Below are 26,682 nucleotides of genomic sequence, written 5' to 3' on the forward strand. Positions count from 1 at the left end.
ACCCTGACGCGGCGGCAAGGTCAAGCAAGCTCCGGTGCGGCGGGTAGCATGGTCGGCACGGCAGACGAGCCGGGCGGGCGGCCGCGTGGAGATCCTCGGATCTTCCCGAGGAACGTCCGGGCTCCACAGAGCAGGGTGGTGGCTAACGGCCACCCGGGGTGACCCGCGGGACAGTGCCACAGAAAACAGACCGCCGGGGACCTCGGTCCTCGGTAAGGGTGAAACGGTGGTGTAAGAGACCACCAGCGCCTGAGGTGACTCAGGCGGCTAGGTAAACCCCACTCGGAGCAAGGTCAAGAGGGGACACCCCGGTGTCCCTGCGCGGATGTTCGAGGGCTGCTCGCCCGAGTCCGCGGGTAGACCGCAGGAGGCCGGCGGCAACGCCGGTCCTAGATGGATGGCCGTCGCCCCGACGACCGCGAGGTCCCGGGGCACAGAACCCGGCGTACAGCCCGACTCGTCTGTCGGCCGACGGGGAAGGGCCCCCGGCCAGAACTGGCCGGGGGCCCTTTCGCGTGGGCTTCCGACAGAACCGGCGGCTCCGCTTCAGAATCCCTCCAGCGGTGCGCTATCGCCCCGCGCGACCTTCTTCCCCACAGCAGTCGACGCTGTGAAGAAGGAGAGGGATCCCCACGATGGCCTCCATCGACACACCGCCGCCCACCCCCGTCATCCTCATGCTGCCGGGGCAGGGCTCGCAGTACCCGGGCATGGCGCACGGCCTCTACGGCACCGAAGCCGTCTTCACCCGGGTCGTCGACGAGGTCCTCGGGCTCCTCGGGGCCGAGGGGCGCCGGGTGCGGGACGACTGGCTGGCCGAGCGGCCCCTCGTCGACCTCGACGACGTCACCCGCGCCCAGCCCCTGATCTTCGCCCTCGACGTCGCCTACGGCGCCCTCCTGATCTCCTGGGGCGTCCGTCCCGCCGCGCTCGTCGGGCACAGCGCCGGCGAGTACGCGGCCGCCGTCCTCGCCGGGATCATGAAGCTGCCCGACGCGGTGGCCGCGCTCGACGCCCGCGTACGGGCGCTCGCCACCGCCCCGCGCGGCGGGATGGCCTCGGTGGCCGCCAGCCCGGCGATGCTCACGCCCTGGCTCACCTCGCAGGTCGTCGTCGGCGCCGTCAACGCGCCCCTGCAGGTGATGATCGCCGGACCCGAGCCGCAGCTGTCCGCCGTCACCGGCGCCCTGACCGCCGGGTCGGTGACCTGGATGCGGGCCAAGGCCACCACCGGCTTCCACAGCCCCTCCGTCGAGGCGGCCTGCGCGAGCACCCGGCCCGTGTACGAGCGGATCGACTTCAAGGAGCCCCGGACCGTCGTGGTCTCCGGGTACACCGCGCGCCCGCTCGCCGAACCGCAGCTGAGCGACCCGGAGTTCTGGGCGATGCAGCCCGCCAGGACCGTCCTCTTCGATGCCGCGCTCACCCACCTCCTCGACAGCGCGGGGCCCGTCGGCGGCGGCCCCTTCCTCCTCGTCGAGGCGGGCCCCGGGGAGGGACTCTCCCTGCTCGCCCGCCGCCATCGCGCCGTCACGCGGAACGGATCGGCCGTCGTGCCCCTCTCCCCGGTACGGGCGGGTTCGCACCTCGACGTCGGGCAACTGGCGGTCGTGGCCCAGAAGTTGCGGGACCGCGGACATCGGCTCGGGCATCGTGCCCCCGCCCCCGCGAATCCTGTGAACCCCGCGAACCCCGCAGGTCCCCGGGGCCCCGAGGGCTCCACCGCCCCTTCCGTACGGCAGCGAGAGGACCAGAGATGGACAGCGAGAGCGGGCGCCGCGTAGTCCTCGTCCCCGGAAGGAAGACCCCTTGACCCCCACCGACGGCCCGACCGTCCACGTCACCCGGCACGAGACCGTCGTCGCGGCCCCGCCCGAGGCGGTCTTCGCCCTGGTCGCGGACGTGACCCGGTGGCCCCAGGTGTTCGGGCCCACCGTGTACGCCGAGGTGACCCGGGACGACGGCACGGAGCAGGCCCTGCGCAGCTGGGTTTTCGTCGACCGCGAGGTCCGCTCCTGGAACTCCCGGCGGACCCTGGACCGGACCGCGCGCACGATCGCCTTCCGTCAGGACGCCCCTTCGGCGCCGCTGGCCGCGATGGGCGGCGAATGGCGTGTGGAGGCCGGTCCGGCCGGCGGCTGCCGGGTGGTCCTGCTCCACGACTACTCCGTCGTGGACGACGACCCCCGGGCCGCCGAGCTGATGGCCGCGGCCGTCGAGGCCACCGGCCTGACGGAGCTCGGTGCCCTGCGCACCACCGCCGAGCAGGCCGCCGCCGCGGGCGGCGCGGGGGACGAGCTGACCTTCACCTTCAGCGACGGCGGGCGGATCCAGGGCTCCGCCCGTGACGTGTACGCGTTCCTCGACCGGGCCGACCGGTGGCCCGAGCGGCTGCCGCACGTCGCCGTCACCCGCCTCACCGAGGAGGAAGGGGGCGTCCAGATCCTCGACATGGACACCCGCGGGCCCGACGGCTCCCTCCACAACTCCCGTTCCGTCCGCGTGAGCTTCCCCGAGCGCGGACTGCTCGTCCACAAGCAGCTCAAGGTGCCGGCGGTCATGGCCTGCCACACCGGGCGCTGGACCGTCGTCCAGCACGGGGAGGAGGTCACGGCCACCTCCTGGCACACCGTGACCCTGGATCCGGCCGGCGTCCGGCAGGTCCTCGGCGAGGCCGCGACGTTCGCCGACGCCCGGTCCCTGGTGCGCCACGCCCTCGGCACGAACAGCTCCACCCTGCTCCGGTACGCCAAGGCGTACGCCGAAGCCGCCCGGGCGTGACGCGATGGTCACGCCCGGGCGGCAGGGGCTTCGTACGGGCCGTACACGCCGTACGCGCCGCACGGGATGCGAGGGCATCCCGTACGGCGCGTACGGCGTGTGGGGGAGGACGGCCGGCCGCGCGGTCAGCGGCCCCGGGGCACCGAGCGCCAGGAACCCGCCGCCTGCGAGCTGTGCGACCTGCTCCAGCGCGCCGTGCGGTCGGTCCTGGCGCTCGCCGCGCGCGGCGGCTCGCGGTGCAGCGTCGCCAGCAGGGCGGCGGTCACGGCGGCGACCTCCTCAGGGGTGGGATTGCCGCTCAGGATCCGCAGGGGACGGACCGGCGTGGCGGTGGAGTCGGCGGGGTGCGGCGGAAGCGGGAACGGGGTCGACGTGACGCTCATGGCGGTGGCCTCCTGCGGGGAGGGGCGGGCCCCTCGGGCGGATACACGATGGGTGGGCGGTAGGGCGGTGTGCGGGACGGGCGGCCCCGCGAGGTGCACGCGGTCGGGAAGGACGGCGGGTGTACGGGGCGGGGCCGGGCGGCCTCCACGGCCCGTCCGGCACCGGCACTCAGCGGGCGGCGAGGTCCTCCAGGCCGCCGGCGAAGGCCTCCGGCGAGGGCAGGGCGGCGATCGCGGAGCGCAGCCGCTGGGCGGTCGCCAGGGCCCGTCCGCCGTAGAGCAGGTCGGCGAGATGGCGGCGCAGCCGCAGCGAACTCCCGGTCTCCCGGGGCTCCTCGGCGGCGACGAGCCGGCGTCCGGCGCCGATCCGGTCCAGCCGGTCGCCCGCCGGGCGGCTGTCGGCGAGCACCAGTTGGGTGACGCCGTGGGCCGCGGCCTCCAGGGTCACGTCGGGGCCGCCCTCGTGGGCGACGGCCACACAGGTCGACAGGACCGGGCCGAGCAGCTCCGGTTCCGCGAACCGGAGCGGGGAGCCGGGCCCGCCGAGGAAGCCCAGGGCGCCGACGACCCGGGCCCGTTCGGCGGCGGGGAGGAGGACGATCACCTCGACGTCGAGGCCGAGCGCGGCGCGGGCGACGAGGAGCAGCCGCTCGGGCGTCCAGCTCTCCGGTGAGCCGGCCGGGCCGGGACGCAGACACACCCGCAGCAGGTGGTGCGGCTCGCGCAGCTCGTACGGCAACTGTCCGGCGTGGCAGGTGGGCTGGCGTACGGACAGGGCGTCCGGCTCGGCGCCGGACCCGGGCCCGCCGCGCAGCCCCGGCGGGCAGGGGTCGATGCGGACCGGCGCCGGTCCGTCGGCGCTCCGGTGGTCGAGCGGCGTCCACCGCACGACCCGCCCGTCGGGGAACGCCGCACGGGCGCCGGTCTCCTGCGTGCCGTCCTCCGCCGACACCACCAGATCGGGGCGCCAGCCGGGTCCGGGCGAGGACGTGCCGCGCAGCGCCGAGGAGAGCGGGGTGCCGGGCGGCCCGGCGGTGCGGACCTCATGACCGGCGGCCGCGCAGGCCTGTGCGGCGGCCGTCATCGCGAGCAGATGCGAAACGGATTGCCGCGCGGTGAACAGGACGCGCATGGGTTCCCCTTCCGGCCGCGCAGTGCGCTTGGTGCGCACGCTCGTGCCGAACAGGGGACCCCCAGGCGGTCCAGCCTCGTTAGGGGGACGGTGGAGTCGCTGCGTCAGCCGTGGTGGGAGGCCTGTCCGGCGAGCTCCCGCAACTCCCGGCCGAGGCGCAGGAGGTCGGGCGAGGGGAGCAGTCCGAAGCGCTCGTCGAGGCGGGCCGTGACCGTCTCGTACACGCTGAGAGCGCCCGACACCCGGCCCGAGCGGGCCAGCGCGGTCATCAGGAGTCCGTGCAGCGCCTCGTGGTGCGGGTGCTCCTCGACCAGCGCGGACAGCTCGGGCAGCAGCCGCTCCCCGGCGCCGAGCCGCAACTCGGCGGTCAGGCACCGCTCCAGCACGTCGGTGCGGCTCTGCTCCAGGCGCATCGCCTCCAGGCCGAGGGCGGGGCCGCCCTGGACGCCGTCGAGCGCGCGTCCCTTCCACAGGGCGAGGGCCTCCCGGAGCCGGGCGGCGGCGGTCGCGTCGTCACCGGTCTCGAAGGCCGACTGCCCCTGGGCGCACAGCCGGTCGTAGGCGTGGACGTCGACCGCGCCCTCGCCGGCGAGGAGCGCGTAGCTCCCGTGCCGGGTCACGAGGACGTCCCGGCCGGCGCGCGGGTCGCCGAGCGCCTGGCCGATGAGGGTGCGGAGCTGGAGCACGTACGTCTGGACCGTCATGTGCGCCTTGGGGGAGGCGTCCGCCCCCCACACCTCGTCGACGACGGCGGAGACCGGCACGGCCTGGCCGGCGTGGAGGGCGAGCAGCGCCAGGATCCGGCGGGGCTTCCCCGCGCTCGGGGCGATCGGTACGCCGGCGAGGGCAGCGGAGAACGGGCCCAGCATGTCGATCTTCATCGATGCCTCCTCCTGGTCGTGGATTCCACCGTCGCACGCCCCCGTGACGGTGGACCAGTGAGATCGGAACGGGCCGGGGATGAACCGCTCACGGTCGGACCGTGACGGATTCACGGTCCCTGTCCACGACGTGTCCCGGCCCGGCTCACGGACCCGGTGAGGGGCTCACAGCCAGCCGGAGGTCTGCGCGATGCGGATGGCGTCCACGCGGTTGCGGGCGCCGAGCTTGTAGACGACCGCGGTGAGGTAGTTCCGGACGGTGCCGGACGAGAGGTACAGCGCGGCGGCGATCTCGTCGACGTCGTCGCCGTCGGCCGCGAGCCGCAGGACATCCGCCTCGCGCGGGGTCAGCGGGGACTCGGCGGCGCCGAGCGCGGCGAGCATCAGCTGCGGGTCGAAGACGCGCTCGCCCTTGGCGATGGCGCGGATCGCCTCGGCGAGCCGGCCGGGCTCCGCGTCCTTCAGGAGGAAGCCGCGCACCTGCGCGTCCAGGGCCCGGCGCAGATTTCCGGGCCTGCCCAGGCTGGTGAGGATCAGCACCCGGGCCGCGGCGCCCCGCCGGTGCAGGGCCTCGGCCGCCGCGATGCCGTCGACACCGGGCAGTTCGATGTCGAGGATCGCCACGTCCGGCTGCAACTCCTCGACGCGTGCCACGATCTCGCTGCCGGTCTCCAGCTCGGCGACGACCTCGATGTCGGGCTCCAGGGAAATCAGTTCCACCAGCGCACGGCGCAGCATGCGCATGTCCTCGGCGATCAGAATTCTGATCAAGCTTCGTTCCACCCCCCGTGGACTCCGTTGACTCGGTCGACTCTGTCGACGGGGATGGAGCGTACTGGCTATTTTTGATCGCCGCGCGGGGGTGGGACGGCCGGATTCCTGCAAGGACGGAGGCGGCCGCTCATCGGCCGCTCCACGGCCGCCTCCGTCGTCATCGAGGGTTCACACGATCTTCAGGACGTACCGGCGAGTAGCCGGCCGGTCCGTCTCAGAGGAACAGGGGGACCGGGTTCAGCGCCTCGTACGGGGTCGGGGCGGCCAGTCTGCCGAGGGCGACGGGCACATCGAAGAGCCGGCCGGGCGCGAAGCGGTCCCAGAAGTGGCGCATGCCGGGCACGATCACCTTGACCACCGGGAGTCCGACGTCGGGCCGGGTCTGGTCCAGGACGAGCAGCTCCATGCCGCGCTCGCGGACCGCCGCCCCGATCGCGGCGACGTCGTCGCGGAGGTCGGCGCGGGGTGCGTACGCGAAGTCGGCGGGGCCGTGCAACGGGGCCCCGGGATCCGGCAGCAGGTAGGGGTGGTCCGCGGTGGTGGCCGTCCGCCACCAGCTCAGCAGCCGCTCGTCCTGGCAGCCGTAGCCGGTGCCGTCGGCCCGGACCTCGGCGACGGCCGGCATCATCTGGTTCGCCTCGGCGAGCGCGCGGCACAGCGCGACCTTCGGGTCGAAGTGCGCGCCGAACCCGAACAGGATGTCCTCGGCGGGCTTGTCGGTGCGCCGGGTGACGGCGGCGAAGGTCGGGACGCCGAAGTCGGCGGTCACGTCGAGGACCCACACCTCGCGGCCGAGCGAGGCGTGCAGCGCCCGCATCCGGCCGATCCAGGGCTCGTCGAAGGCGTCGAGGTCGACGGCGGGGTGCCGGGTGCGGTTGTACCACCAGAGGGCGACCGCGTCCCGCTCGACCAGCTCCAGGAAGCCCTGGACGATCGCGTCCTCCCGGCTGCTGCCGGCGGCGTTGCCGTTCGAGTCGGCCCGGACGTGGCCGAGGCCGGGCTGGCGAGGGGCGTCGAAGTAGAGCAGCGCGGTGGGCAGCAGCCGGTGTTCGCCGCGGGTCAGCGACCAGACCGGGGTCCAGTCGACGGGCGCCTCCTCGTCGAAGGGCTCCATGCCCTGGCGGGGGTCGTACAGCTGGCAGGCGGCGGGGTGGACGGCCCGGTCCGCGACCTCGCGCCAGCTGGCCCGGACCGTCGGCTCGTCGCCCTCGTACATCCCGGAGTGCCGCTCCAGGGACTCGCACAGGGCGCCGACCCGGGCGTCGAGCTCGGTCATGCCCTTGCCGCCGCTCTCGCTGCGCAGCTGCGAGGCGGGACCGGTCAGGCCGCGCGGCCCCCGGGCGTGGTTGTGCCCGGCGCGGAAGGAGTTGAGGCCGGCGGGGCCGCGGGCGTCGCGCTGCACGGCCTTGACGACGCCGGTGACGGGGCTGATGAGGTGCTCGTACCGCCGCAGGGTCTGCTCGGCGGTGGCGGAGCGGTGGCCCGAGCCGGTGAGATCGGCCTTGGGGCGGGAGTCCACGGTGACGGGGGAGAGGACCCGGCGCGTCACCAGGCCGGGGTCGCCGCACCCCGGGCACTGCGGGCGGGCCCGCAGCGGGTGCACCCGGGTGGTGAGGCTGATGGTGTCGAAGGTGAGGACGCCGTCCTGCCCGGGATGGCGGTGCCCGCCCAGCCACTTGACACATTCGGCGACGGCGAGCTGATTGCCGAGGAGGAGACTCGCGGGCGTCTCGGCCGGCGGATGCGCGACCGGCCGGCCGAGCGCGCGGCTCAGATGGGTCTCGGCGCCGCGGTGGCCCGAGATCCGGTGGGACAGGCACTGCCAGCAGGGGCCGTCGTCGGGCCGGAACAGCGGGCCGATCCAGGGGGTGGTGCCGTGCGGTTTCGCGAGCAGCCAGGGCGTGCCCGCCGCGCGCTGCTCCGCGTCGACCTCGGCGAGCCCGGGGTCGAGGTAGTTGTCGCAGACGACGAGGGTGAGCTGGGCGGGGACACGGCCGCCGATGCCGTCCCCGCCCTGCCTTCCGTCCCCGCCCTGCCTTCCGTCCGCGCCGTCCGTACCGTCCGCCACGAGCAGGCCGGACGCCGTGCAGGCCTGTTCGGCGGACCGGGCGTCGGCGCCGCCGACCGCCCGGACCCGGACGGTCGAGAGGGATAACGGGCCCGGCGCGCCGGCCAGTTCCCAGTAGGCGGCGGCGGCCGCCGCCGTGGGGTTCGCGGGCACCGGGTCGCGGGTCAGGAGGTCGGCCTCGTTGAGACGGCCGACCGCCAGGGCCACGTCCCGGGGCGAGCAGTGGGGAGAGGCGTCGGCGACGAGGGACCGGAAGTCCCTGGTGCCGTCGAGGAGCGGAGCGACGACCGCGACCCGCGCGTCGTCGAAGGCGGTGATGCCTCGTTCGGAGATGACGTACGTCGCTTCGCCGGGCACGACTTCGGCCCGCAGATGCTCCTTGAACCCCATGCGCATGCGTGTGCCCCTCCCCTTACGTGTCGGACGTACGGAATCAGTGACCGGCGAAGGGCAGCGGAGCCAGGACGGAGGCGGGCATGGCGCGGATGCAGAGGGTGAGCAGGGTGGTGCCGTCGGGGGCTATCGCGGCGTACTCCTCGGTGACGGCGCCGAGCCCGGTGGTGGCCGGGATGACCGGGGCGGTGGCACCTTCCTCGAGGTCGATGCCGGACTCCTTCAGGACGGCGTCCGGGTCGCTGGCGTAGCGGGCGGCGAAGGCCGGGTCCACGAAGGTGTGGAGCATGAGCTCGGCGAAGGCCAGCTCCTGCTCGATCGAGCCGATCTCAAGGGCCGTGGCGACAGACTGGTTCATGGCAACTCCCGTGATGTCAGCGGTTGGTGAGGGCCGTGTGAGGCTCGATAGGAGTAGACGAAACTTCGCGACTTCTCCACAAGTGATCGCTTCACCCTCACCGACATGAGATTTTCACCACGGTGACAATTCGCTTCTGTTGGCGGATCCGACCGTCATTCGGACATCCGGACGCCCATAATCCGGGCACGCAGCGACATGAAGCGGATCCGTGTGGTTATGATCCGGCCATGGGTGGCCCCGGGGGAGGGGCCGACAGGGGGGCTGGATCCGATGACAGCACAGGGCACCTCTCGCCTGAGACTCACCGCGCTGCGGCCATGTGCCACAGAACGGGCCAGTGGTAAAAGGGAGTTGTCGGCCATCAGTTCAGCCGCTCCCGCTCCCCGGATCGCCAATGTCCTGGTCGTCGTGGTCTTCCTCGGCTATCTGCTGATGCAGGCGGTCAACGTCCTCGAAGCCGCGCCGGGGACGCCGGAGCTGGCCGCCTGCCTCGCCATTCCGCCGGTGCTCGCCGCTCTCCAGTACGTGCACTTCGCACCGCATCTCGTGCTCCTCAGGCAGCGGCTCCATCCCTGGTCCCTGATCCTCCAGGCGCTCGTCACCTTCGTCCCCTTCGCCCTCTTCGGATGGCACTGGGGAGGCATGGCGGGCTTCCTTGCCGGATCGTTCCTTCTCCGGCTGTCGCCGGTCCTGGGCTGGGTGCTCTACGGACTCACCGTCATCGGCGTCATGGCCATCTCGACGACCGAACAGCTGCGGCCCGTCGACATCGCCTACATGGGCGTCTCGACCGCCCTCACCGGCCTGGTCCTGTACTCCATGGCCCGGCTCGCGATGCTGGCCACCGCCATCCACGACTCGCGCGGCGAGCTCGCCCGCATGGCCGTCGCCAGGGAGCGGCTCCGGTTCGCCCGGGACCTGCACGACCTGCTCGGCTACAGCCTCTCCTCCATCACGCTGAAGAACGAGCTGATCCAGCGGCTGATCGTCAGCAACCCGCAGCGCGCCTGCGAGGAGGTCACCGAGGTTCTCGTCATCTCCCGGCAGGCCCTGGCCGACGTCCGCGAAGTGGCCCGCGGCTACCGGGACATGTCGCTCCTCGTCGAGGCCGAGTCCGCCGGGTCGGTGCTCAAGGCGGCCGGCATCAGGGCCGAGATCGAGGTGGAGTGCGCGGGGCTCTCGTCGATCGCGAACACGATCCTGGCGACCGTGCTGCGGGAGGGCGTCACCAACGTCCTCCGGCACAGCCAGCCCCGGAACTGCTCCGTCACGGCGGGCGAGGACCCCGAGCGCAAGGGGTTCTGCCGGCTGGAGATCGTCAACGACGGGGTGGGGCAGCGGGGGCTCGTCGCCTCCGACAGCACCGGGACGGGGCTCACCAACCTGGCGGCCAGGGCCGCCGCCGTGGGCGGCCGGCTGCGCAGCGGGGTGGACCCCGGGGGCACCACCTTCCGGCTCGTGGTCGCGGTCCCGGCCGACGCGGCCGCCGTGAAGGACGGTTTAGCCCTCCTGACGGAGGATCCCCGGGCGGTCCGTCCCGACGAGCCCTCGGCGGCCGAGCGACCCACCCTGGAGTCCCGGCGCAGCGCCTGACCCGGGAGGGGGCGTCAGACGCCCTTCAACTGCCGGGCCAGCCCCTTCTCCAGCTCGCTGAGCGGCACCTCGACGCAGAGCCGCTCCGGGTGTCCGGGCGGCGGGCCCGGCGGCGTGCGGCTCAGCGAGCCGGCCGTCCTCCCGGTCGCCCTCCTCGCGGGGGTCCTGGCCGCGGCGGGACCGGTGGCCCCGTGCCCGGCCGGGTTCCCGGTCGAGTCCCGGTACGGGCCGGCGGGCGTGGGCGGGGTCGGGGCGGTGGCGACGGCCGTGGCCGTCGTGCCGGGCCCGGGTCCGGTTTCCGGGCTGTGGTCCTCGGTCCCGGGAGCGTGCTCCTCGGTCTGCCCGTACAGGATCCGCCGCAGCTGGTCCTCGGGCAGCGGCAGCCAGAGGGATCCGAAGGCCACCAGGGCCCGGTAGCAGCCCCGGGCCATCAGAATCACGTGCCGCAGGGCGTGGTTCAGCACTCCGTGCACCGCTCGACCTCCGTCTCCGTCGGTGGGCGGCGGCCGGGGTCGGGGGTTCCCACGGGCCGCCGCCCTGCCCGGAGCGTCGTCCCGGCCGCTCACGTCCGGCTCGAACGCGGGTGGAACGGCCTCGGGGCGGCACGCTTCAGAGGGAGTGCCCGAGGGCTCCGACGATATTCGAGCGGCCGATGTCAGCATGCCCCCAGGGTTGTCCTGCCGTGTGCCGACCGGACACCTCGCACAGGCCGCTGTCAGGCCGATGCCAGGCCGTGGCCGCCGAGAGGAGTGAGGGATGGCCGTGCGCGACATCCGCCGGGGGCCGGTGCCCGCGAGCGGTCCCGACCCGGTCTGGTGGAGCGGCGGTTCGGATCCCGGGAGGCCGCTGGTGCTCGTCGTCGGCGGGGCTCTGGGCGGGGGCCCGGAGTGCACCCGGCTCCTCTGCCGGCTCGTGGCCCACGGCCACGCGGTGGTCGCCGCGCGCCTGCCCCGGCCCGTGCAGTGCGCCGAGTGCACCGCGGCCTCCGTCTCCCGGCTGATCGACCGCCACGCCCGCACCGCCGACACCCGGCGCGCCCGTGTGATCGGCTTCGACCTCGGCGGACGCCAGGCGCTCGCCGCCGCCGCGACCGACCACCGGATCGCCTCCGTCCATCTCGTCGGCGCCCCGGTCTCCCGCCTCTTCGAGGAACCGGGCCGGATCCTCGACCTGCCCCCGGCGACGGTCGACGCGCTGGTGGCCGCCACCGGGGCGGCGGGCGGTGAGCAGCTCCCGTACCTCCTGAAGGGCATGGCGCTGCTCCCCGAGCAGCTGTACGAGATCCGGGGCCAGGTGTGGGTCGGTCACGCCCCCGACGACCCGCTCACCGCCCCCCAGGACCTGGCCCTGCTGAAACTGACCCTGGAGCGCTCGGTGTTCCACGCCTTCGGCGCGACCGGCGGGACGTCGCCGCGCGGCGGGGCCGTCCACCGCTGGCTGGTCGACGGCGTGCGGAGAGCGGGTGGGCCGCCCGCGCGCTGACATTCCGTCCGCCGAACCCCCAGGGGCCACGCAACGGGTCGACTCCCGGTCAAGGCTGTCTCCAGCGTCTTTCGACATGGTGCGAGGGATTGTCCGCCGATGCCCCCTCTGACGCCCTGGGGTGACCATGTACGAACCCGATGAACTGATCGCCGCCGCACTCGGTGCCGATCCGCAGTGGCAGCCCGACCGGCTGACGCGTGCCCGCTCCCGCCTCGCCGAGATCGAAGACGGTCTCGGCGACCCCTGGAGCCCAGACAACCCCGTCGGCCTCGCCGCCGTCCTCGCCGCCGACGACTCGGGGGAGAGCTCCGTCATCGGCATCCGACGGTTCCAGAACCTCGGCATGCCGGCCGAGATGGTGCCGGCGGAGCTCGGCGGCAAGATGGCCGGTGTCGACCTGCTCGGCCTCGTCATGCGGCCCTTCTTCCGCCGCGACCCGGCCCTCGCCTTCAGCCACGGCTTCACGCCCTTCCTCGGCGCGCAGATGGTGTGGCTCAACGGGGACGCCCGCCAGCGCTCCCGGATGGCCAACGTCGTCCTGCGCGGCGGCATGGTGGGCGTGGCCTGCCAGCGCTTCGAGCACGAGAGCGAGTTCCACGCCCAGGAGTTCACCGCCGCCTGGGCCGAGGACGGGATGCTGCGGCTCAACGGCAGCAAGGGCGCCATCAACAACGCCCACACCGCCGAGCTGATCGTCGGCTTCGTCTCCACCGGCGACGGCGCCACCGACTACTCGATCCTCATGTTCGACCCGGCCTCGGTGCCGCCCTCGCGGGTGCGCGCGCTGCCCCGGCACCGTACGACCGGCGTCCGCGGGGTCCAGGCCGCCGGCCTCGAGTTCCTCGACTGCCCGCTGCCCGGCGAGTCCCTCGTCGGCACCTGGGGCGACGGAGTGGCGCTCAGCCTGCGCGCCTACCCGGCCGTGCACGCGGCCTTCCCGTCGATGGCCATCGGCCTCGCCGACACGGCCCTGCGGTCCGCCGTGCGCGCCGCCCAGGAACGCGACTTCGGCAGCCAGGGCGTGGTGGGCGACGCCTCGGCGCGCTCCGCGATCGCCGGTACCTTCGCGGACCTGCTGATCGCGGACTGCCTGTCCCTGACGGCCGCCCGCTCCACGCACCTGCTGCCCGAGCAGTGCGACGTCCTCGCGGCGGTCACCAAGTACATCGTCCCGAAGATCGTCGGCGAGGCGCTCTACGACCTGTCGGCGGTGATGGGCGACGCGTTCCACGCGGAGAGCGGGCACGACGCCGTTTTCCGCAAGCAGCTGCGCGACCTCTCCACCATCACCTTCGGGCACGTCAGCAGCGCGATCTGCCAGTCGGTCATCGCGCCCTACCTGCCGGCCCTCGCGTTCGTCGACCCGGACGCCGCCACCACCCCCGCCGACCTGTTCCGGCTCGAGGTGCCGCTGCCGCCGCTCGACGGCGAGAAGCTCTCCGGCTTCGGCGGCGACGACCGGCTCCTCGACTACCTCGGGCACGCCGCCGGGCGGCTGCCCCTCGCGCTCACCGGCCTCCCGCACGCCGACCTGCTCACCGGCCTCGTGGCCGGGCTGTGCGAGGAAGCCGCCGAGATCCGCCGGGAGGCCGCCGCGCTCACCGGCGACGGCGGTGAGGACGGGCTGCTGTTCGACACGCGCACCTTCCCCCTCAGCGAGCGGTACGCGCTGCTGCTCGCCGCCTCGGCCTGCGTCGGCGTCTGGCTCAACGCCGGCGTCGGCCCCGACGAGTTCCTCGACGAACCGACCTGGCTCGTCCTCGCCCTGCACCGGCTGCTGCGCCGCATCGGCCGTTCCGTACCACCGCTGCCCCGCGAGATCGAGGCCCTCACCTGCGAGGAGGTCCTGGCGCGGGTCCGCGTCCCGCAGAGCCTCGACCTGCTGCGCACCGGACTCGCGGGATGAGCACAGCCGCGCCCGACAGGGGCTTCCCGCCCGCGCCCGACCGGGTCTTCCCGCCGGAGCCGAGCCGTGTCGGCGGCCCGGCCGGGCCCTGGGCGCATCTGCTGCGTGATCTGGAGAGCTCCGGCTTCGGCATGGTGCACGCCTCGCTCGACGAGTGGCGCGCCCAACTGCCGCCCGAGGAGGAGCGCAAGGAGCTCCTCGGGCGGGACTGGGAGCGGTACAGCAAACTCGCGGGCGTCCATCTGAGGGAACGGTTCCTCGCCACCCGCATGCTCATCCGGCACACCGCCGCCGTCGCCCTGGGCACGGAACCGTACGCCCTGGAGCTGCGGTACGGGCTCAACGGCCGCGTCCACCTCCGGGGCTACGACCAGATCGACGTGAGCCTCAGCCACACCGCCGACCTGCTCCTCTGCGGCATCACCTCCCTCGGCGTCGTCGGCATCGACACCGAGCCGGCCGGCCGCCGGCTCAGCGGCCAGGACGTCGAGCGGCTGATGTGCACCGAACCGGAACGCAAGAGGATCGCCCGCGCCCCCGAGGCGGAGCGCAACGGGCAGCTCCTCAGCCTGTGGACGCTGAAGGAGGCCTACAGCAAGGCGCTGGGGCAGGGACTGCGCTTCCCCTTCGCCGAGTTCGGCTTCCGCATGGAGGACGGCGAGGGCGGCCGTACGGGCCACGCACGGCTCGAACGCGCCGACGGGACGCTCGTCGAGGACCACACCTGGCGGTTCGCCACGTGCCCGGTGCCCGGGGGCCACGTCGCCGCCGTCGCCCTCCAGGACACCCGGCGCTCCGGCCGGCCCGACACCCGGGCCAGCACCGCCCTGAACCGCCAGATCCTGGCCGCCATCAAGCGGTCCAGGCCCGCCTGACCTGGATCTACCTGCACTCAAGGGGCCGTCGAGTCACCCCCGCCAAGGTAGAGGAGCCGGTGGGGCCCCCTCGGGATCCGAGGAGGTTTCACACCGCAGGCGCCCGGGACGGGGCAGTAGGCCACAAGCTCGCTGCCCCGCCCCCGATCGCGCGCCGGAGCGGATGAATCTGCCGTGGTGAAGGGGTAATTGACGATGGCACAACTCACCCTGCGGGAGCTGGGCGAGATTCTTCTCGAGTTCCAGTTCCAGGACCGGGATTCGCCGGGAGTCCTCGACACCGGCAGCCTCGACGTCGTCTTCCAGGATCTGGGGTACGACTCGCTGGCGCTGCTCCAGACCACCGGCCGTATCCAACGCGAGTACGGCGTCGAACTGGACCGGGACGGGGTGGCCTCGGCGGAGACGCCGCGCGCACTGCTCGACCTGGTCAACACCACATTGACTGGAGCGAGCGCATGAGGCTCACCGGATTCAGCGAAGTGCTGCCGGGCGAACCCGTCACCAATCGGGACATGGCCGAGCGGTTCGGCCTGCACGAGAAGTGGCTGGACATGATGACGGGGAACCGGACGCGCTACTTCTGCGCGACGGACTCCCCACCCTCCGTACCCAAGAGCACCGGCGACCTCGCCGTCGCCGCGGCCACCGCGGCCCTCGCGGACGCCGACGTGGACGTCGCCTCGCTCGACTTCCTCGTCCTGACCACCGCGTCGCCCGACCACCTGATGCCGGCCACCGTCAACCTGGTCGCCGACCGCATCGGGCTCAACGACGTCCCCACCTTCCAGCTCATGTCGGGCTGCGCCGGCGCCCTCACGGGCCTCTACACCGCCCGCGCGCTCCTCGCCTCCGGGCTCCGCCGCGGCCTCGTCATCGGCGCCGACACCTGCCTCAACTTCTTCCCCTCCAGCGGGCAGATCGAGGCCATGTCGCCGGCCGAGCTCATCAACTTCGCCCTCTTCGGCGACGGTGCGGGCGCGGCGGTCGTGGACGCCGACCCGGACGGCCCCGGACTGCTCGTCGAGCACCTCTTCCTCCGGACCACCGGCATGGGCCGCAAGCCCGCGCAGACCGCCCGCTGGTTCGGCGTCGAGGGCGCCCCGCTCCTGGACGGCCCCGACGGCCCGTACCGCGAGTCCTGGGGCGAGGAGGACTACAAGGCCATCGAGCACCACGTGCCCGAGCACGCCGAGTCCATCTTCAAGGAGCTCAGCGCCGAGACCGGCTGGCAGCTCGACGAGGTCGAGCACGTCCTCCTCCCACAGCTCAACGGCGTCATGACGGACTCCATCCGCAAGCGCCTCGGCGTCCGCCCCGAGCAGGCCGTCAACTGCGTCGCCGACACCGGCAACAACGGCAACGCCGTGCCCTTCATCCAGCTCAACCGGGCCATGCGGCGCATCCGCTCCGGCCTCGGTGTCGAAGGACGGCTCCTCGTCGCCAACGTCGAGTCCTCCAAGTGGATCACCTCGGGCCTCGCGCTGCGCCACCAGAACGGAGCCCGGTGATGACCGGCGACGCCCTCACCGAACTCCGCGCCCTCAAGCGCGCGGGCATCGCCGACTCCGCCGAGCGCGTCCCCGGACTGCTCCGCTCCCTCGACGACGCCCTCGACCGCGAGGCCGCCGGGATGCTCCTCGGCGGCCGGGCCGTCCGGACCGCGCTCGCCGCCACCGGCCGGTACACGCCGGTGGCCCTCGGGCTGCTCGCGAGCTCCACCGTCGACCCGCTGCCCCACCTGCTGACCGCCGCGCTCCTCGCCGAGGGCGTCCAGCCCGAGACGGGCACGACCGGCTTCAACCAGTGGCGGTTCGAGATCCTCTCCGGCGCCCCGAACCTCAAGGAGCTCGCCCCCGCGGTCACCGCCTGCCTCCTCGACGACACCGCCGTCTTCGAGAAGGTCGCCGACCCGCTGGACGCCGCCGAGGTCGAGGCGCGCTGCGCCGCCCTCCCCACCGAGCTCGACGCCTGGCTGACGGCCTTCGAGGGCGCGCCCGGCGGCGTCGCCGTACTCAACACGCTGCCGCTCTCCGCGCTGCGCCGCGACCGGTACGTCGACTACGCCACCAAGGCCCGCGTCGAAGCGGCCTGGCACCGCATGAACGCCGGGATCCTCGACCTCGCCGGCCGGCCGAACGTCGTGGTGCTCGCCACCGACGGCCTCGCCGCACGCGCGGGCTCGGCCGCCGCCACCGACCGCATGCGGCACATCGCGGGCCACGCCTGGAGCCAGGAGTTCCTCGACGCGTACGCCCGCGAGGTCACCCGGGTCGTCCTGGCCCGCCTCGGCCGCGCCAGGAAGTGCCTCGTCCTCGACCTCGACCACACCCTGTGGGGCGGCATCGTCGGCGACGACGGGATCCCCGCGCTGAAGATCGGCGGCTCCTTCCCGGGCTCCGCCCACGCCGAACTCCAGGCGCTCGCCAAGGACCTGTCCCGGCAGGGCGTCCTGCTCACGGTCTGCTCCAAGAACGACGACGCCGTCGCCCGCGAGGCCGTGGCCACCCACCCCGACATGGTCCTCGGCCCGGACGACTTCTCCGCCTTCCGCGCCAACTGGGACCCGAAGCCCGGCAACGCCGCCTCGATCGCCGCCGAACTCAACATCGGCACCGACTCGATGGTCTTCGTCGACGACAACCCGGCCGAGCGCGGCCTCATGGAGGCCCAGCGCCCCGAGGTCGCGGTCGTCGCCCTGCCGGACGACCCGGCGGGGTACGCCTCCGCCGTCGCCCGCGCCGGCCTGTTCAACCAGTTCGCCCTCACCGACGAGGACCGCGTCCGCGGCTCCCTCTACCGGGCGCGCGCCCAGCGCGACGAACTGCGGCAGACCGCCGTCAGCGTCGAGGACTACCTCCGGGAACTGGCCTCCGAGATCACCGTCGAGGAGTACGGGACGCTCAACGGCGCCCGCATCACCCAGCTCTTCGGCAAGACCAACCAGTTCAACCTGACCGGCATCCGCTACGGGGCCGACGAGGTCGCCCGGCGGGTCGAGACCGGACAGGCCGCCTTCTTCGGCGTACGGGCCACGGACGCCTTCGGCGACAACGGACTCGTCGGCGCGCTGGCCCTCGTGCGGGAGACCGGCGGCCCGGACGGCGACGGGGACTGGGCGATCGAGAACTTCGTCCTCTCCTGCCGGGTCTTCTCCCGCTCCATCGAGCAGGCCGTCGTCGGCCTGGTCCTGCGCGCCGCGCGCGACGCCGGAGCATCCGGCGTCCGCGGCCGGCACGTGCCCACGGCCAAGAACGGCCGCTTCGCGGACTTCTACCCCTCCCTCGGATTCACCGGGCAGGACGGCGACTTCCGCCACGACCTCACTCAACTCGCCGAACTGCCCGACTGGGTGGCGATCGGCACCGGCGAAGGGAAGTTCCATGCCCCTTGAGGCGACCCCCAACGAGCCCACCGAGCACGACCGGGACGCCGCCGTGGCGTTCGTCGTCGAGGCCGTCGCGCAGCTGCTCGACGTCGACGAGGACACCCTCGCCCTCGACGCCCCCCTGGAAGCCATCGAGGGCTGGGACTCGGTCAACCAGCTGCGGATCCTCGTCTTCCTGGAGCGCGAGCTCGGCGCCTCGCTCGACTACGACCGGTTCACCGCCGCCGAGACCCTCGGCGAGCTGGCGTCCCTCGTCGCCGACACCGAGGCCGCCGGGGCCCGGACATGAGCGCGGTCACCGCCCCGCTGCCCGCCGCCCGCAAGCAGACGCTGGTCTTCCTGGAGGACGCCCGGCGCACCTCGCACGTCTATCTGATGACCGAGGTCGACGCCACCGCCCTCCGGGCCGCCCGCCGCCGGGCCGCCACACCGGTCAGCTACGTCAGCTACGTCGTCAAGGCCACCGCCGACGTCCTCGCCGACTACCCCGACGCCCGCGCCGTCATCCTCGGCGGCCGCTCCCCGAAGCTGACCACCTCGCCCGAGGTGCACGCCAAGGTGCTCTTCGACAAGACCGTCGAGGGCCAGCGGTGCGTCGTCTCCGGCATCGTGCGGGACGTCCAGGCCCTCGACGTGACCGCCGTCCAGTCCGCCATCGACCTCTACAAGACGGCGGACGTCGACGACCAGGGCCCCTTCGCGAACATCAAGCGCCTCCAGCGGCTGCCGCTGCCGGCCTTCCGCGCCGTCTACCGGACCATGATGCGCAACCCGGTGCGCCGTGCCGCCCTCCAGGGCACCTTCGCCGTGACCTCCATCGGCCACGAGCAGGTCGGCGCGATCCTGCCGCTCATCACCGGAACGCTCGGCCTGGGCGTCGGCCACATCGCCGACGCCCCCGTGGTGCGCGACGGCGCCGTCGCCGTCGCGCCCGTCTTCACCCTCTCGCTCGTCTTCGACCACCGCGTACTCGACGGCGCGATGGCCGCCGAAATCCTCGCGGGCATCAAGAACCGCCTGGACAACTGGGAGTTGGCATGACCGAATCCGCCCACCTGGGCAGCTCCGCCGGAATACCCGACGAGACCGACGTCCTGATCGTCGGAGGCGGTCCGGCCGGTTCCCTGCTCGCCTGCCTGCTGGCCCGCCGAGGCATCCGTACCGTCCTCGTGGAGAAGCAGACCAGCCTGGAGCGCAGCTTCCGCGGCGAGACGATCGCCGCGCCGTCGGTGGCCTCGCTCAACCAGCTGGGCTTCGGGCCCTCGCTGCGCGAGCACGGCTTCCTGGAGACCACCGCCGTCACGACGATCGCCGAGCAGCGCCCCGTCCTGCGCGTCGACTACGCCAAGTTCGCCGGCCTGCCGCTGCCCATCGACATCCCGCAGCCCGGGCTGATCCGCATCTTCAACCGGCACACCGCCGAGCTGCCCGGCCACACCTACCTGTCCGGCTGGTCCTTCGCCACCCTCGTCGAGGAGGGCGGGACCGTCCGCGGCGCCGTCCTCGCCCGGCGCGGCGAGAAGGTCACCGTACGGTCCCGGATCGTCATCGGCGCCGACGGCCGCTTCTCCAAGGTCCGCAAGGCCTCCGGACTCGTCGCCGACGTCCAGCCGATGGCCCGCGACTTCCTCTCCTTCCTGGTGCCGCGCCCGCCGGAGTGGGGCAGCGAGGCCCAGCTCGTCATCGAGGGCGACCGCCACCTGGTGGTCCTGCCGACCTTCCCCGACTCCCTGCGCATCGGGCACAACCTGCCCAAGCGCGGCCTCGGGGACCTGCGGGCCGCCGGCTTCGACGCGTTCAAGCGCGGCATCATGGAGATCTCCCCGCAGCTCGCCCCGCTCGTCGACGAGCACCTGCACACCTGGGACGACACCGGCTTCCTGGAGATCTTCACCGCCGAGCTGGAGGAGTGGGCCCGCGACGGCCTGCTGCTCATCGGCGACGCCTCGCACACCGCGACCCCCATCCTCGGTCAGGGCGTCAACCTCGCGATGCAGGACGCCATCACGATCGTCCCGGTGATCGCCGCGTCCCTCGCCAAGGGCGGCCAGGACCGGGTCGTCACCAAGGCCGAGCTCGCCGACTTCGTCGCCAAGCGCCGCGCCCACAAGATCCACGTCACGGGCTTCCAGCGGATGCAGGAGGGCCTCCTCGCCATCGGCGACCCGCGCGGCATCAAGCTGCGCCGCCTCCGCTTCCGGCTGCTCAACTCGCTGCCCGGCAAGTACCGGCTCTTCAACAAGGTCATCAACGCCCGGCACGAGATCGACCCCGTCGACCTCGCCGCCGCCCGGAACGCCCCGGCGCCCGCGCCCGCGTCCGCCGCCGCCCCCGCGACCGTCAGCCCGATCCTGCACGAGGTGAGCCATGACTGACCTGCCACAGAACGACGACGGGCACGGCGAGGGCCAGGAGGACCCCTCGCGGCTCATCGCGATCGTCGGCATGGCCGGCAAGTTCCCCGGCGCCCCCGACGTGGACCGCTACTGGAAGCTCCTGACGGCGGGGGAGGAGGCGGTACGCCCCGTACCGCCCGAGCGCTGGGACACCTCCGTCCAGCTCGACCCCGTCAAGAAGATCCCCGGCTTCGCCGGACTCGTCGACGACGTCGACCAGTTCGACCCCGGCTTCTTCGGCATATCCCCCCGCGAGGCCGAGGAGATCGACCCGCAGCAGCGCCTCATGCTGGAGGTCGGCTGGCAGACCCTGGAGGACGCGGGCATCCCCGCCTCCAAGGTCCGCGGCACCCGCACCGGCGTCTACGTCGGCGCCCTCTGGCACGACTACGAGCTCGCCCGCAAGGAGCGCGGGGTCCAGACGACCCAGCACAGCGCCGTCGGCAACGGCCTCGACATCGTCGCCGCCCGCCTCTCGTACTTCCTCGGCCTGAGCGGCCCCAGCCTCGTCGTCCAGACGGGCTGCTCCTCCGGCCTCGTCGCCCTGGACCTCGCCGTCGGCGCCCTGCGCTCCGGCGAACTCGAAGGCGCCTTCGTCGGCGGCGTCAACCTGATCCTGACGCCCGACAACTCCATCGGCCTCACCCACTTCGGCGGCCTGTCGCCGGACGGCCACTGCCGGGCCTTCTCCGCTCAGGCCAACGGCTTCGTCCGCGGCGAGGGCGCCATCAGCCTCTACCTCAAGCGGCTCGACACGGCCCTCGCGGACGGCGACCGCATCCACGGCGTCATCGTCAACAGCGCCGTCAACAACGACGGCGGCGGCCACAGCCTCGTCTCCCCGAACGTCGAGGCCCAGACCGGCCTGCTCCGCCGGGTCTACGCCGACGCCGGCGTCCACCCCGACCGCCTCCGCTACGTCGAGGCGCACGGCACCGGGACCCTGCGCGGCGACCCGATCGAGGCCGAGGCCCTCGGCACCGCGCTCGGCACCGCGCGCAGCGCCGAGGCCGGCCCCCTCCTCATCGGCTCGGCCAAGTCGAACATCGGCCACCTGGAGGCGGCGGCCGGACTCGCGGGCATCGTCAAGACGATCCTCGCGCTCAAGCACCGCACGATCCCCCGCACCCTCCACGCGGAGGAGCTCAACCCGAACATCCCCTTCGGCGAGCTCAACCTCCAGGTCGCCTCCCGGCCGGCCGACATCCCCGCCGACGGCACCTGGTACGCGGGCGTCAACTCCTTCGGCTGGGGCGGCACCAACGCCCACGTCGTCCTCCGCACGCCCCCGGCGCGGGAAACCCCGGCGCAGGAGCCGACGGCCGACGAGGCCGCCGGCCCGCTGCTGCTGCCCCTCACCGGCCACAACGACGCCGCCCTCCGTCAGCGCGCCGCCGACGTGCTCGACGCCCTGCCCGAGGACGCCACGACGGCCGACGCGGTCGCCCTCGCCGCGACCCTCGGCCGGGAGCGCGACCACTTCGCCGCCCGCACGGCCGTCGTCGCCGAGAACGCCGCCGAACTCCTCGACCGGCTCCGCGCCTTCACCGAGGCCGCGCCCGACGCCGAGCTGCCCGGCACCTTCACCGGACGCGCCAAGGAGCGCGGCAAGACCGCCTTCGTGCTGCCCGGCCAGGGCTCCCAGTGGGCCGGCATGGGCCAGGACCTGTACGCGCGGTCGCCGGTCTTCGCCGAGACCGTACGGCGGTGCGCCGAGGCCCTGGGCCCGCACATCTCCTGGGACCTCGAGGCCGTCCTCTCCGGCGCCGCCGGCGACGAGTGGCTCGAACACAACGACCAGGTGCAGCCCACCCTCTGGGCGATGTCCATCGGCATCGCCGAGATGTGGCGGGCCGCCGGCGTCGAGCCCGACGTCGTCATCGGCCACAGCCAGGGCGAGGTCACCGCCGCCACCATCGCCGGCCACCTCTCGTACGAGGACGGGGCGCGCATCATCGCCGTGCGCAGCGCGCTCGCCAAGCGCACCGCGGGCCGCGGCCGGATGCTCGCCGTCGACCTCGACGTCGAGGGCGCCCTCAAGGCGCTCGACGGCTTCGAGGACACCGTCTCGCTCGCCGTCAACAACGGACCCTCGTCCTGCGTGCTCTCCGGCGACACCGACTCCGTCCTCATGCTCCGCGAACTCCTGGAGGCCGACGGCACCTTCTGCCGCCTGGTCAACGTGGACTACGCCTCGCACTGCCACCACATGGACGAGCTCACCGACGAGCTGATCGAGGTCCTCGCGCCGATCCGCCCCCGGCGCGGCGCCGTCCCCCTCATGTCCACCGTCGTCGGCCGCGAGCTCGACGGCGACTCGCTCGACCCCGCGTACTGGGCCGCCAACCTCCGGCAGCCCGTGCTCTTCGCGGACGCCCTGGGCAAGCTCCTCGACGCCGGCGTCACCCACGTCGTCGAGATCAGCCCCCACCCGGTGCTCTCCCCGGCCGTCGAGCAGCTCGCCGCCACCCGGGAGGCGCCGGTGGCCGTCCTCGGCAGCCTCCGCCGCCAGGAGGGCTCCCTCGGCGACTTCACGCAGGCCCTCGCCCGCGCGTACGTCCAGGGCCTCGCGCCCTTCGGCGGGCTGCCCGCCCGGGCCGGAGCCCCCGTGCCCGCCTACCCCTGGCAGCGCTCCCGCTTCTGGCTGCCGGACGCCGTGCGCCGCACCGCCGGACCCGGCGGGCTCGCCTTCGAGTTCGCGCCGGCCAGCACCGAGCAGGACGTCCACGAGGGCCGCACCGAGCTGTCCCTGAACGACCTGCCGTGGCTCCGCGACCACCAGGTGTACGACGCCGTCGTGCTGCCCGGCGCCGCCATGCTGGCGCTCGCCGTCGCCGCCGCCCGGGCCCGTACCGGCGAGAACCCCGGCGCCCTGCACACCGTCCGCTTCCGCAGCGACCTCACCCTCACCGACGAGCCCGTCCGGCTCGGCGCCGTCTGGCGCGAGGACGGGGCCGCGTCGGCGGGCTTCACCCTCAGCTCGCTCGCCTCCGGGGCCGACGGCTGGACCCGGCACGCCACCGCCCGCGTCGGCGGCGACACCGACCCCGAGCTGCCCGCCTTCCCCGGTACGCCGGCGGGCGCCCGGGACGTCGAGCCGGAGGACTTCTACGCGTCCTGCGGCGAGCGGGGCCTCAACTACGGGCCCGCCTTCCAGGGCCTGCGCACGCTGCGGGTCGCCGAGCTCCAGGCGCTCGCCGAGGTACGGCTCCCGGACCGCTGCCTCGCCGGGGTCCGCCCGGGCGAGCTGCACCCCGCCCTGTGGGACGCGGCGCTCCAGGTCACCCTGGCCCTGCTGCCCGGCGACGCGACCGTGGTCCCCACGGCCGTCCGGCGCGTCGACTACGCCCTGCCGCGCGACGCCCACGTCTCCGTGCTCCTGGCGCACGCCGTCCGCAACGACGACGACACCTTCGACCTGGTCTGCTACGACGAGGACGCCCGACCGCTGCTGCGGATGGCCGGACTCGCCTTCCAGACCATCGAGACGGCCACCGCCGAGGGCGTCGACCCGGCGCGCCTGCACCGCTTCGCGTTCCGGCCCGCCGAGGAGGCGCCCGCCGCCACCGACCGCGCCCCCGGGCACTGGGTGGTCTGCGACGCCTCGGGTCAGGGCGCCGCGCTCGCCGCCGCGCTCACCGCCGCCGGCGCCAGCATCGACGTCCTGAAGGCCGACGGCGCCGACGCCGACACCCTCGCCGCCGCGCTCCGCGAGAGCGACCGCGCCGCCGGGCTCGTCTTCCTCGCACCCGGCGCCGACCGGGGCCTGGACGCCCAGCGCGCCGGACTGCTCACCCTCGCCGCGACGGTCAAGGCCGTCACCGCGCTGCCCGTGCCCCCGCGGACCTTCGTCGTCACCGACGGCGCCCAGACCGTCCCCGCCGACCAGGCGCCCGACCCGGGCGCGGCCCTCTACTGGGGCTTCGGCCGCGTCCTGCGCCGCGAGCACCCCGAGCTCGCCGCCACCCTCCTCGACGTCCGCACCACCGACGGCGACTGGGCCGGGACCTGCGCCCGGCAGCTGCTCGTCGCCGACGCGGAGGACCAGGTCGTCCTGCGCGGCGCCGACCGCCACGTCGGCCGGGTCGTGCGCGGCGAGGAGAGCGAGGAGAGCATCACCGCTCCCTGGGCCGGTCCCGCCCAGCCGTTCCGGCTCGGCCCCGACGGCACCGGACTCTGGGAAGGCCTCGCCTTCCGCCCGTACGCCAGGACGGCGCCCGCCGCCGGACAGGTCGAGGTCGAGGTCACCGCCGCCGCCCTCAACTTCATCGACGTGATGAAGGCGATGGGCACCTACCCCGACACCTCCGCCGGTGCGGGCCTCATCGGCGGCGAGTGCGCCGGCGTGGTCGCCGCCGTCGGCCCCGGCGTCACCGGCCTCGCGGTCGGCGACCGGGTCGTCGCCTGCGGCTTCGGCGCCGTCGCCTCCCACCTCACCGTGCCCGCCGGGCACGTCAGGCCCGTCCCCGCGGCCCTGACCGACGCCGAGGCGGCGGGACTGCCCCTCGTCACGGCCACCGCCTGGTACGCGCTCGCCGAGCAGGCCGGCCTGGAGCCCGGCGAGACCGTACTGATCCACTCGGCGGCCGGCGGCCTCGGCCTCGCCGCGGTCGGCGTCGCCAAGGCGCTCGGCGCCACCGTCATCGCCACCGCGGGCACCGAGTCCAAGCGGGCCGGACTGCGCGCCCTGGGCATCGACCACGTCTTCGACTCCCGGGACCTGTCCTGGGCCGAGGACGTCGCCCTGGTCACCGGCGGGCGGGGCGTGGACGTCGTCCTCAACTCGCTCTCCGGAGCGGCCATCGACCTCGGTCTCGCCGCCCTCGCCGAGGACGGCCGGTTCGTCGAGGTCGGCAAGCGGGACATCTACGCCTCCCGCACGATCAGCCTCCGTGACTTCGCCAAGGGCATCAGCTTCGCCGCCGTCGACGTCGCGGGGCTCATCACCCGCCGCCCGGAGCGCTTCGCGCGCCTCCTGGACGCCGTGTGGCAGAAGGTCACTGACGGCACCCTGCCGCCGCTGCCCGTCACCCCGTACGCCTTCGACCGGGCCGCCGAGGTCCTCCGCACCATGGCGCGCGGCGAGCACACCGGCAAGCTGGTCCTCACCGAGCCCGGCCGGGTCACCGCCGTCGTACCGGAACCGTTCCCCGAGGGGCGGCTGCGTCCGGACGCGAGCTACCTCCTCAGCGGCGGGCTCGGCGCGCTCGGCCTCTCCCTGGCCGAGCACCTCGTGGACCACGGTGCCCGCAGCCTCGTCCTCCTCGGCCGCTCGGCGCCGAGCGACGCGGCCCTGGCACGCATCGGGGAGCTGCGGGAGCGCGGCGCCACCGTCACCACCTTCCCGGTGGACGTCGCCGACCGGGACGGACTCGCCGCCGTACTCGACCGCGTACGGGCCGAACTACCACCCCTGAGAGGCATGTTCCACGCCGCCGGCGTCCTCGACGACGCGGTCCTCGCCAATCTCACCGGCGCCCAGCTCGACAAGGTCCTCGCCCCCAAGGTGGACGGCGCCCGGCACCTGGACGCCCTCACCGAGGACGATCCCCTCGACCTGTTCGTCCTCTTCTCCTCGGTCGCCGGCCTCGTCGGCAACCCCGGACAGGCGGGCTACGCGGCGGGCAACGTCTACATGGACGCCCTCGCCCAGGCCCGACGGCACCGCGGCAGGCCCGCGCTCGCCGTCCAATGGGGACCCTTCGCCGACATCGGCCTCGCCGCCGACGAGGCGATCCGCGGCGAACGCCTCGCCGACCACGGCATGACCGGCTTCACGGCCGCCGAGGGCTGGCAGGCGCTGTTCCACCTCCTGGACGCCCCAGGGCAGGTCGTGTCGTACGTCCCCCTGGACGCCCGGCACTGGTTCGACGCGTACCCGGAGACGGCCGCACAGCCCAGCTGGCGTGCCATCGCCGAGCTCGCCAAGGACGGCGCCGCCGCCGGCGGCGGCGCCGAGGAGTTCCTCGGCCGGCTGCGCGGCTCCTCCGACACGGAGCGACCCGTCCTCGTCGAGGGCAAGATCCGCGAACTCGCGGGCCGTGTACTGCGGCTCGAGGCGGGCTCCATCGACCGTGAAGCTCCTTTCAAGTCACTTGGGTTGGACTCACTGATGAGCCTGGAGCTGCGCAACCGCCTCGAAATGGCCTTCGGGATGAAGCTGTCGCCCACGCTGCTGTGGACCTACGGCACCACCGCGGCGCTCGCGGGGATGCTCACCGGACGCCTCGGCGGGAGTGACGAAGCCCACCCGTAGGACGAGTGGA

At 73.8% G+C, this 26,682-nt stretch carries 20 protein-coding genes and 1 other RNA gene; 14 read left to right on the forward strand and 7 right to left on the reverse strand.

Annotated features, from left to right (window positions below):
• The first annotated feature begins 65 nt into the window (after positions 1-65).
• The 3 genes from rnpB (at position 66) to DEJ46_RS28245 (ending at position 2,781) form a co-directional block, all read left to right on the forward strand.
• An RNA gene (gene rnpB / locus DEJ46_RS28235) (RNase P RNA component class A) lies at positions 66-464 on the forward strand.
• A 171-nt stretch (positions 465-635) separates the two neighbouring features.
• On the forward strand, positions 636-1,784 hold the full coding sequence (locus tag DEJ46_RS28240) for an acyltransferase domain-containing protein (RefSeq protein WP_150270797.1): 1,149 nt from the start codon (positions 636-638) through the stop codon (positions 1,782-1,784).
• A gap of 25 nt (positions 1,785-1,809) precedes the next feature.
• Positions 1,810-2,781: an aromatase/cyclase gene (locus DEJ46_RS28245; RefSeq protein WP_150270798.1), complete on the forward strand. Its 972-nt coding sequence runs from the start codon at positions 1,810-1,812 to the stop codon at positions 2,779-2,781.
• Between the two features lie 125 nt (positions 2,782-2,906).
• Here DEJ46_RS28245 and DEJ46_RS28250 read toward each other — a convergent pair whose 3' ends face one another.
• From DEJ46_RS28250 to DEJ46_RS28275, 6 genes are all read right to left on the reverse strand, one after another.
• Positions 2,907-3,164 (reverse strand): acyl-CoA carboxylase epsilon subunit, encoded by a 258-nt coding sequence (locus DEJ46_RS28250; protein ID WP_150270800.1) that lies wholly within the window; start codon positions 3,162-3,164, stop codon positions 2,907-2,909.
• A gap of 169 nt (positions 3,165-3,333) precedes the next feature.
• The gene (locus DEJ46_RS28255; RefSeq protein ID WP_150270802.1) at positions 3,334-4,296 is read right to left on the reverse strand and encodes a nucleotide disphospho-sugar-binding domain-containing protein; all 963 of its coding nucleotides are present in this window, start codon (positions 4,294-4,296) and stop codon (positions 3,334-3,336) included.
• A gap of 104 nt (positions 4,297-4,400) precedes the next feature.
• Positions 4,401-5,177, reverse strand: a complete 777-nt coding sequence (locus DEJ46_RS28260; protein WP_150270804.1) for an AfsR/SARP family transcriptional regulator — start codon at positions 5,175-5,177, stop codon at positions 4,401-4,403.
• Positions 5,178-5,342: 165 nt separating this feature from the next.
• Positions 5,343-5,948, reverse strand: a complete 606-nt coding sequence (locus DEJ46_RS28265) for a DNA-binding response regulator (protein WP_150270806.1) — start codon at positions 5,946-5,948, stop codon at positions 5,343-5,345.
• 217 nt (positions 5,949-6,165) lie between these two features.
• Positions 6,166-8,415, reverse strand: a complete 2,250-nt coding sequence (locus DEJ46_RS28270) for a TOMM precursor leader peptide-binding protein (RefSeq protein ID WP_150270808.1) — start codon at positions 8,413-8,415, stop codon at positions 6,166-6,168.
• Positions 8,416-8,452: 37 nt separating this feature from the next.
• A complete protein-coding gene (locus tag DEJ46_RS28275; protein WP_150270809.1) occupies positions 8,453-8,770 on the reverse strand; it encodes a hypothetical protein in 318 nt (105 codons plus the stop codon).
• Between the two features lie 354 nt (positions 8,771-9,124).
• Here DEJ46_RS28275 and DEJ46_RS28280 point away from each other — a divergent pair, with 354 nt between their 5' ends.
• Complete coding sequence (locus DEJ46_RS28280; RefSeq protein WP_190622937.1) at positions 9,125-10,366, forward strand: histidine kinase; 1,242 nt, start codon at positions 9,125-9,127, stop codon at positions 10,364-10,366.
• A 14-nt stretch (positions 10,367-10,380) separates the two neighbouring features.
• On the opposite strand, the gene DEJ46_RS28285 is transcribed toward DEJ46_RS28280, so the two are convergent.
• A complete protein-coding gene (locus tag DEJ46_RS28285) occupies positions 10,381-10,839 on the reverse strand; it encodes a DUF6059 family protein (protein ID WP_150270813.1) in 459 nt (152 codons plus the stop codon).
• A 283-nt stretch (positions 10,840-11,122) separates the two neighbouring features.
• On the opposite strand from DEJ46_RS28285, the gene DEJ46_RS28290 reads away from it, so the two are divergent.
• The 10 genes from DEJ46_RS28290 to DEJ46_RS28335 all read left to right on the forward strand — a co-directional run bounded on the left by DEJ46_RS28290 (position 11,123) and on the right by DEJ46_RS28335 (position 26,672).
• Positions 11,123-11,848: an alpha/beta fold hydrolase gene (locus DEJ46_RS28290; protein WP_150270815.1), complete on the forward strand. Its 726-nt coding sequence runs from the start codon at positions 11,123-11,125 to the stop codon at positions 11,846-11,848.
• Between the two features lie 127 nt (positions 11,849-11,975).
• Entirely contained in the window at positions 11,976-13,757 is a 1,782-nt protein-coding gene (locus tag DEJ46_RS28295) for an acyl-CoA dehydrogenase (RefSeq protein WP_150270817.1), read from the forward strand.
• Positions 13,754-14,632, forward strand: coding sequence for a 4'-phosphopantetheinyl transferase family protein (locus DEJ46_RS28300; protein WP_150270819.1), 879 nt, complete (start codon positions 13,754-13,756; stop codon positions 14,630-14,632). Before DEJ46_RS28295 ends, DEJ46_RS28300 begins: the two co-directional genes overlap by 4 nt.
• 195 nt (positions 14,633-14,827) lie before the next feature.
• Positions 14,828-15,094 carry an acyl carrier protein gene (locus tag DEJ46_RS28305; protein ID WP_150270821.1) on the forward strand — a complete coding sequence of 89 codons (267 nt, stop codon included), beginning with the start codon at positions 14,828-14,830 and terminating at the stop codon, positions 15,092-15,094.
• Positions 15,091-16,143, forward strand: a complete 1,053-nt coding sequence (locus DEJ46_RS28310) for a 3-oxoacyl-ACP synthase III family protein (RefSeq protein ID WP_150270823.1) — start codon at positions 15,091-15,093, stop codon at positions 16,141-16,143. The genes DEJ46_RS28305 and DEJ46_RS28310 overlap by 4 nt, the downstream gene beginning before the upstream one ends.
• Positions 16,143-18,026: an HAD-IIIC family phosphatase gene (locus tag DEJ46_RS28315; RefSeq protein ID WP_150270825.1), complete on the forward strand. Its 1,884-nt coding sequence runs from the start codon at positions 16,143-16,145 to the stop codon at positions 18,024-18,026. Before DEJ46_RS28310 ends, DEJ46_RS28315 begins: the two co-directional genes overlap by 1 nt.
• Complete coding sequence (locus tag DEJ46_RS28320; protein WP_150270827.1) at positions 18,016-18,309, forward strand: acyl carrier protein; 294 nt, start codon at positions 18,016-18,018, stop codon at positions 18,307-18,309. Before DEJ46_RS28315 ends, DEJ46_RS28320 begins: the two co-directional genes overlap by 11 nt.
• Positions 18,306-19,061 carry a 2-oxo acid dehydrogenase subunit E2 gene (locus DEJ46_RS28325; RefSeq protein WP_150270828.1) on the forward strand — a complete coding sequence of 252 codons (756 nt, stop codon included), beginning with the start codon at positions 18,306-18,308 and terminating at the stop codon, positions 19,059-19,061. The genes DEJ46_RS28320 and DEJ46_RS28325 overlap by 4 nt, the downstream gene beginning before the upstream one ends.
• Positions 19,058-20,395, forward strand: coding sequence for an FAD-dependent monooxygenase (locus tag DEJ46_RS28330; RefSeq protein WP_150270830.1), 1,338 nt, complete (start codon positions 19,058-19,060; stop codon positions 20,393-20,395). The genes DEJ46_RS28325 and DEJ46_RS28330 overlap by 4 nt, the downstream gene beginning before the upstream one ends.
• A complete protein-coding gene (locus DEJ46_RS28335) occupies positions 20,388-26,672 on the forward strand; it encodes a type I polyketide synthase (protein WP_190622939.1) in 6,285 nt (2,094 codons plus the stop codon). The genes DEJ46_RS28330 and DEJ46_RS28335 overlap by 8 nt, the downstream gene beginning before the upstream one ends.
• Positions 26,673-26,682: the final 10 nt, after the last annotated feature.

This window comes from Streptomyces venezuelae, from assembly GCF_008642375.1.
Lineage (GTDB): Bacteria > Actinomycetota > Actinomycetes > Streptomycetales > Streptomycetaceae > Streptomyces > Streptomyces venezuelae_G.

What these genes read in the sequence shown, in the direction of transcription:
- DEJ46_RS28295 (WP_150270817.1), top strand. Translation starts at nt 11,976, where the DNA reads ATGTACGAACCCGATGAACTGATCGCCGCCGCACTCGGTGCCGATCCG.
- DEJ46_RS28300 (WP_150270819.1), top strand. Translation starts at nt 13,754, where the DNA reads ATGAGCACAGCCGCGCCCGACAGGGGCTTCCCGCCCGCGCCCGACCGG.
- DEJ46_RS28325 (WP_150270828.1), top strand. Translation starts at nt 18,306, where the DNA reads ATGAGCGCGGTCACCGCCCCGCTGCCCGCCGCCCGCAAGCAGACGCTG.
- DEJ46_RS28260 (WP_150270804.1), bottom strand. Translation starts at nt 5,177, where the DNA reads ATGAAGATCGACATGCTGGGCCCGTTCTCCGCTGCCCTCGCCGGCGTA.
- DEJ46_RS28330 (WP_150270830.1), top strand. Translation starts at nt 19,058, where the DNA reads ATGACCGAATCCGCCCACCTGGGCAGCTCCGCCGGAATACCCGACGAG.
- DEJ46_RS28290 (WP_150270815.1), top strand. Translation starts at nt 11,123, where the DNA reads ATGGCCGTGCGCGACATCCGCCGGGGGCCGGTGCCCGCGAGCGGTCCC.
- DEJ46_RS28335 (WP_190622939.1), top strand. Translation starts at nt 20,388, where the DNA reads ATGACTGACCTGCCACAGAACGACGACGGGCACGGCGAGGGCCAGGAG.
- DEJ46_RS28270 (WP_150270808.1), bottom strand. Translation starts at nt 8,415, where the DNA reads ATGCGCATGGGGTTCAAGGAGCATCTGCGGGCCGAAGTCGTGCCCGGC.
- DEJ46_RS28320 (WP_150270827.1), top strand. Translation starts at nt 18,016, where the DNA reads ATGCCCCTTGAGGCGACCCCCAACGAGCCCACCGAGCACGACCGGGAC.
- DEJ46_RS28275 (WP_150270809.1), bottom strand. Translation starts at nt 8,770, where the DNA reads ATGAACCAGTCTGTCGCCACGGCCCTTGAGATCGGCTCGATCGAGCAG.
- DEJ46_RS28240 (WP_150270797.1), top strand. Translation starts at nt 636, where the DNA reads ATGGCCTCCATCGACACACCGCCGCCCACCCCCGTCATCCTCATGCTG.
- DEJ46_RS28305 (WP_150270821.1), top strand. Translation starts at nt 14,828, where the DNA reads ATGGCACAACTCACCCTGCGGGAGCTGGGCGAGATTCTTCTCGAGTTC.
- DEJ46_RS28315 (WP_150270825.1), top strand. Translation starts at nt 16,143, where the DNA reads ATGACCGGCGACGCCCTCACCGAACTCCGCGCCCTCAAGCGCGCGGGC.
- DEJ46_RS28250 (WP_150270800.1), bottom strand. Translation starts at nt 3,164, where the DNA reads ATGAGCGTCACGTCGACCCCGTTCCCGCTTCCGCCGCACCCCGCCGAC.
- DEJ46_RS28310 (WP_150270823.1), top strand. Translation starts at nt 15,091, where the DNA reads ATGAGGCTCACCGGATTCAGCGAAGTGCTGCCGGGCGAACCCGTCACC.
- DEJ46_RS28255 (WP_150270802.1), bottom strand. Translation starts at nt 4,296, where the DNA reads ATGCGCGTCCTGTTCACCGCGCGGCAATCCGTTTCGCATCTGCTCGCG.